At 26.7% G+C, this 7,078-nt stretch carries 6 protein-coding genes and 1 pseudogene; all 7 read left to right on the forward strand.

Features of this window, described 5'->3' with window-relative positions; genetic code table 11:
• A partial coding sequence (locus U9O55_04610; protein ID MEA2089086.1) for a hypothetical protein occupies positions 1-1,428 on the forward strand: 1,428 nt, incomplete at its 5' end.
• A gap of 99 nt (positions 1,429-1,527) precedes the next feature.
• The gene (locus tag U9O55_04615) at positions 1,528-4,233 is read left to right on the forward strand and encodes a hypothetical protein (GenBank protein MEA2089087.1); all 2,706 of its coding nucleotides are present in this window, start codon (positions 1,528-1,530) and stop codon (positions 4,231-4,233) included.
• Positions 4,234-4,615: 382 nt separating this feature from the next.
• A pseudogene (locus tag U9O55_04620) lies at positions 4,616-4,837 on the forward strand (site-specific DNA-methyltransferase).
• A 23-nt stretch (positions 4,838-4,860) separates the two neighbouring features.
• Positions 4,861-5,586, forward strand: a complete 726-nt coding sequence (locus U9O55_04625; protein ID MEA2089088.1) for a hypothetical protein — start codon at positions 4,861-4,863, stop codon at positions 5,584-5,586.
• 2 nt (positions 5,587-5,588) lie between these two features.
• Complete coding sequence (locus tag U9O55_04630; GenBank protein ID MEA2089089.1) at positions 5,589-5,747, forward strand: hypothetical protein; 159 nt, start codon at positions 5,589-5,591, stop codon at positions 5,745-5,747.
• Between the two features lie 82 nt (positions 5,748-5,829).
• Entirely contained in the window at positions 5,830-6,246 is a 417-nt protein-coding gene (locus tag U9O55_04635; protein MEA2089090.1) for a hypothetical protein, read from the forward strand.
• Positions 6,247-6,265: 19 nt separating this feature from the next.
• A complete protein-coding gene (locus U9O55_04640; protein MEA2089091.1) occupies positions 6,266-6,853 on the forward strand; it encodes a winged helix-turn-helix transcriptional regulator in 588 nt (195 codons plus the stop codon).
• Positions 6,854-7,078: the final 225 nt, after the last annotated feature.

The following is a 7,078-nucleotide window of genomic DNA, read 5'->3' on the forward strand; positions in this document are numbered from 1 at the left end:
CATAACGAACTGCCTGCTGAAAAAAATTTTAACGCGCTCTGGCTGGTTATTGGATTATTCGCTAAAATTTTTCATCTTCCAGCGTTTCTTGCTTTTCATCTGACGCGAATCTTATTAATTATTCCTTGTTTGTTTACAATTTATTTTTTAATATCTTACTTTCTGCAAAGTTTGGAAAAAAGAAAAATCGCCTTTTTATTAATCACATTTTCATCTGGGTTAGGAGCGCTTTTGTCGCCTATTTTGAATCTGTTTTATTACGCTGATATTGAAAAAGGATATTATAACTGGCCATTGGATATTTGGTCAACAGAATCAAACACTTTTTTAACCCTGTTTCAAAGCCCTCACTTTATTGCCTCGCTTAGTTGCCTTATTCTGATTTTTCTATTTTTTCTTTTAGCGCTTAATACTAATAAAATAAAATACAGCTTTATCGCTGGAATTATGGCTTTGTTTCATTTTAATTTTCATCCATTTTTTTTAGTTACTATTTTTAGCATAATACCAATTTATCTGATTATTCTTTTTTTGCAAAAACAAAAAAAACTTTTTCTAAATGGAATAAAGCATCTTTTTATAATCGGATTTATTTCAATTCCGTCAATTTTATATCATATAATAAAAATATTTTTTGACACAACATCCCAGCAAAAAATGGGGCAAAATTTATGCGCCACTCCGTCATTTCCCGTTACAATAATAAGCTATGGCATCCCCCTATTTCTGGCAATTTACGGAATCTGTTATTTAATAAAAAATAAAAAAATAGATAACAAAAATCTTTTTTTAATCTGCTGGCTTGCAATAAATTTTATTTTAATATTCTGTCCTCTTATTACATTCCAAAGGCGGCTTACCATGGGCATTCAAATTCCTATTGTGATTTTGGCTACTATGGCGATATTTATTATTTATAAAAAAATTCAAAATACAAAATTTATATCTAATCTTAAAAAAAATAATGCGGGAACAATATTGCTGCTATCCTTTATTTTTATAATTTTAGGACTATCTAATCTGTTCGTGATAGCAGAAAATTTTCTTGTCTGCAATCAAAAAATAAATTATCTGCATACTTCAAAAATAGACGCTATGCGCTGGGTAGGACAAAATGTTCAAAAAGACGAAACAATTTTTGCGTCTATCCTAATAGGAAATGTGTTGCCTGGCATAGCTACAAAAAAAGTTTACGCCGGACATTGGGCTGAAACAGTAAATTTTGAATATAAAACAAATAAAATTATATGGTTTTTTATAACAAACAAATCAGATGAACAAAAAAAAGAATTTTTAAAAAATTCCAGAATTGATTATATTTTTTACAGCAATTTAGAAGAAGGCATCGGCGCGTTCAATCCCGATGAAAAAGAATATTTAGAAAAAGTTTATGATAATGGGAAAGTTCAAATCTACAAAACGCTTTAAAATTTCTTTTGTCATTCCCGCTTCTCCTTTTGTCATTCCCGCAAAGGCGGGAATCTATATTCTAAATTATAATATTTAAAAATTTAACAAAATAAAATTATGATGAAAATAAAATTTGTAGCAGGAAATTTATTTTTAATATTAGCCTTTATATTATTTCCTAATGTTTTAAAAGCTGATTCTGGATATGCTGATAATTTGATATATTATGTTAAAATTTATGGTGTTGTAAAAGACAGTATTACCAATGAACCAATCCCCGCAACTGAAATTTCAGTTAAGCCGACATGGTATTCATATAATTATCAGCCTGCTTCTTCAAATTCAAAATATACTCAGACGACTAATGAAAATGGCGAATATATTTTATATTTTACTCACAATATACCGAAAGCAACGGATGTTATTGCCAAGGCAGAAGGATATAAGGAATGTAAAATTATTAACATAGAATTAACTTTATACGATGAAATTCAAGCAGATTTTGTTTTAGAAAAAGAAGAAAAGAAAATTGATCCTGTTATTCTGATTCCGGGAATTATGGGAAGTTATTTAAATAACGCTGATGACGGAAAAGAAGTCTGGCCGAATTTAACAAGAATGTTTTTATCTGGAGATGATGATTATTTAAATGATTTAATTTTATCTGAGACAGGTGTTCCTAAAACAAATAATATAGCGGTTGGAAACATCATAAGCAAAATATCAGATAATGATTTTTTTGAAGGATTAATAAATGAATTAGTGAAAAATGATTATAAAAAAAATGTTAATCTGTTTGTTCTACCATATGATTGGAGGCGTGAAATTAGTTATTTAGCGGGATATGAAGCAGGAGATAATCCAAATACTTTAAATAACAAAATATTAAAAATAATTAGCAAACCTGGATTTGAAAAAGTAAATATTATATCCCACAGTATGGGCGGTCTGATTGCAAAAAAATATATGGAAATATTTGGCGCTTCAAATGTCAATAAATTTATAGATATAGCGACTCCACATCTTGGATCGCCAAAAGCGGCAAAAATTTTGATGTATGGAGATGATATGGATATTGGTTTTTTAGGATTAGGACTAAATCAAAAAAGGGCAAAAATAATATCCCAAAATATGCCGTCAGTTTATCAATTATTGCCAAGTAAATTATATTTTGATGAAAATAACAAAAATTATAATTCTTATTTAGCTGATATATTTGATATTGATAATAATGATATTTTAGGCAATTTAAATTATGATCAATCAATTGAATTGTTGGTTAATAAAGGAAGGAATAATGAATTAATCAAATATAATGACAATCTCCACAAAAGCATTGATAATTATTCTCCTAAAAATAATGGCGTAGATACCTATAATATTACAGGTTGCGGTATAGCTACAATAGGAAAAATTTATATATTAAACAAGGAAAAATCTGGCGGATATGAGTATGCTTTAAGATATATTTCAGGAGATGGCACAGTGCCAAGAAAAAGCGCTGAACATTTGGAAACAAATAATGAATTTTATATAAAAAATATCAAACACGCTGTTATCCCCAGCGCAAATGGAATAAAACAATTAGTAGCAACAATATTAAAAGATGACATTGATAATTTTAAATTTTCAGATTTTAATAATTTAAGCGAAGACAATTCTTTTTGCTCTTTAAACGGAACTCAAATAAGTTTTCACTCTCCAATAAATCTTCATATTTATGACAATTTAGGCAATCATGTTGGGCCAGTCCAAAACAACGACATTGAAATGAATATTCCAGGAGTTGAATATGATATAATAGATGGAAACAAATTTGCGTTTTTGCCAAAAGACAAAAACTATATAATTAAAGGAGAAGCAACAGATATTGGAACATTTAACGCGAGAATTCAAAAAATAGAAAACAACGAATACACAAAAACAGCTTATTTTAATGAAATCGCGTTAAATTCAGTTGACGCTAAAATACAATTAGAAATAAATAACAATATAGAAGATTATGAACAAATAAAAATGCAAGTTGATAAAGATGGGAATGATATAATTGATTATACTATTAATCCTGATTCAATTTTAACAAAATATGAAATAGAGGATTTTGAAAAACCAAAAACAGAAATCAACATAGTTGGTAAAAAAGAAAATGAAACAAGCGATTATTATCTTAATAGCGTCTTAATAGAGTTAATTGGAGAAGATAATGAAAATGGATCAGGAATATTAAAAACAGAATACAGTTTAGATAATGGCGAAATTTGGAAAAATTATAAACAACCTATTACCTTAAATATTCCGCAATTATCTTCTGATATTGAAATAATTTATACTATTAAATACAGTTCAACAGACAGAGCAGGAAACAGAGAAAAGGAAAAACAAGAAATAATAAAAATAAAAAAATTAATAACAATAAACAGCGCGATTTCAAATATTAAAGAACTATATAATATAGGAGAAATAAAAAGAAAATTAGTCAAAAATAACTTAATTAAAAAATTAAAACAAATAAATAAAAATATTGAAAAACAAAACAAAAAAATTAAACAAAGAGAGAAAAGATTTGAAAAAATGTCAAAACTTTGCGAGAAAAGAAAAAATAAAGAAAAATGCGAAGAAAAAATAAAAATTGTTTTTAATAAAATCAATGATCATTTGTCTTCAGTCCATAAAAAAATCATTGAACATAAATTTAAACACTTATTAAAGTTATTAGATTTCTATCATAAAAAAGAATGGATAACTGATAAAGGATATGATATAATTAAAATGGAATTAAATTATTTAATAAATAACATAAAAATCTATGAACCAACTAAATAAAAAATTAAAAGGGAATAAAAATATACTGTTATATTCATTATTTTATTATATTATTTTTGCTTTTTTACCTATATTTTTATTTTATCTCTTTAAAAATTTCAGTTTATTTTTTATTTATTATTATATTATATTCCCAATATCGTTTATTATATTTCTGATAATATATAGATTTATTTTAAAAGGAAAATACGACAAATATAATAATATTTTATTAAAAAATTGGATTGTATTTATTATAACTAGTTTAATAATAGGATTAATAACTTATTACTTATATATTAAAACATTTGAAAATTTTGGTTTTTAGATATCATTATTCTTTAAAATATTTTTATAATGGATTTTAAAAAATATGGCGGTAAAAAATAAAATTTTAAGCAATATAAAAAATAAACCTTATTTTATAGAAGGTAATTTTGTTTTGTATAAATCCGACTGCCTTAAAATTATAGAACAGATTCCCGAAAATTCAGTTGATATGATTTTCGCTGATCCTCCTTATTTTTTATCATCAGGAACTTTCAGCTGCCAAAATGGAAAAATGGTGAGCGTGAAAAAAGGTAATTGGGATTTAAGTAATGGATTAAGAAAGGATTTTGAATTTCAATTCATTTAATTTTAAAAAATATGAAACAACACGAAGCAGTTATAAAAACAATGAAAGAAAGCGGCGGCTTTGCAACGCTTGGTTTTTTAAATCAAAATGTTGACATTTCCGATTGGAAAACAAAAACACCGTTTGCAAGTATCAGACGCATAGTTCAAGATGATAGATTTTTCTTTAAAATAAGACCTGGGCTTTGGGCTTTAAAAATTTACAAAAACAAATTGCCTGAAAATATTTTTCCAGCAAAAAAAATTTCCAAAATAAAACAAGAAGAATTTAATCATTCGTATTATCAAGGACTGCTTGTAGAAATAGGCAATCTTAAAAAACAAGAAACATTTGTTCCATATCAAGATAAAAATAAAAAATATTTGGAAAAAAGTTTATCTGAAATAACGACTATCAAAAAATTTTATAATTTCACTTATGAAGGTTTATTAAGAAGCGCAATAACAGTTGATGTTGTCTGGTTTAATGAAAGAAAAATGCCGTCTAATTTTTTTGAAATAGAACATTCTACAAATATTAAAAATTCTCTTGGTAAATTTGTTCAATTACAAGATTTCCACACAAAATTTTATATTGTGGCTGATATTGCCAGAAAAAGAGAATATGATGATAAATTAAAATTGAGTATGTTCAAACAAGTTCAAGATAGAGTAAATTTTATTGATTATGAAAGTTTGTCTAATTGGCATACAAAAAGTTTTGAAGTATACAAATTAGAAAATAATTTTAACTTTTAAAAATGAAACTAAAAGAATTCATTGAAAAATTAGAAAAAATAGCAAAAAAACACGGAGATGATGCAAAGGTTATAATGGCTGATAATATTCCAGTTGTTAGTCCTGTTTTTTCAAAAAAATATCTAGATAAGAAAAATATTATTATAACAGACAAAGAATAAAAATTGTATTACAAACGATAGGGTTGCCTGTGCCTAAAAATAATTAGAGTGCTAAATTTTCAAATTATATTGAACAAATTTTATGATATCTAAAATTTTAAATTTTCTTAATGAAAATGGTATTACTATAACAATCTTATTTGCTTTTATTGGTTTTATAATATCTATTTTGAAAGTATTGCAATATTGGAATTTACGCACCAAGGAATTAAAAGTAAAAAGATTTAAAATTTATCATGATTATTTAATTAGGAATCTTGTCCAACCTGACACCAATGATGGAATAATGAAACTTGACAGGCAGATTGCCATTATATATGAATTAAAAAATTTTCCAGAATATTATGATGTTTCAATAAGAATTTTAAAAGGACTTAAAAAACATTGGAAGAAAGACAAAAATTTGGATTGTCGTATTTTTGAAGAAATTGATTTGTCTATAAAATCTATGGAAAAAAATTTTATATCTCGATTTTTAAATAAAAAAATATTCATATAAAAATTTTATTTTACTTTTTATGCCAGACCAGCCAACACAAAACCAAACACCGCCGGCTGTTCCGCTTGTTCCGCAAGATAAGCCAGAATTAAAAACCCAAAAAATAGAAACTCCGAAAATACAAGAAATAAAAAAACCGATTGAATCTGAACAAAAGCCAGTTCAAACACCGATTCCAATATCGCCAGATGTTAAACCGTTGATTCAAAATCAATCAGAAATAAAAACACCTGAACAAAATTCGTTAGCAAGCGAAAATCCAATTCCTGCTCCGCCGATTATTAAAGCGCCAACGCCAGCCACGACGCCAACGCGACCAAAACAGCCTGCAAAACAACAAACTCCTGTTTTGAACCAACAAAACTCAAATATTATAAAATCTCTTTTAAAAAAAGCGCGGGAACATATTCAAAAACGCAGGCAAAAAAGATTAGATAAAATTTTAATCGCGTTAAAAGAAAAAAACAAACTTTCTAATAGGGAAATCAAAAAAATCGTAAGGATTTCTGAAGCAACAATTACCAGATATATGGATATATTAGAAAAGCAAAATAAAGTTAAACAGATTGGGAAGGAAGGCAGAAGCGTTTATTATGAATTAAAATAGTCTTATTTTTGTTATTTAAACGGCTCACGACCTTAAAAATAAACGGCTCACGCCTAAAATCATAAACGGCTCATTTCCACCATTTGAGCCGTTTAGCGTTATAAATTTTTTGCAAAAGCGCAACATTAAAATTCGCGGAATAAAAAAACAGGCTTAAAGCCTGTTTTTTGTTTAAAAATAAATTTTATTTTATCTCAAAACTTCCCAGCTCTTTCACTGTCTCGG

The sequence above is a fragment of the Patescibacteria group bacterium genome (genome assembly GCA_034660655.1).
Lineage (GTDB): Bacteria > Patescibacteriota > Patescibacteriia > JAACEG01 > JAACEG01 > JAACEG01.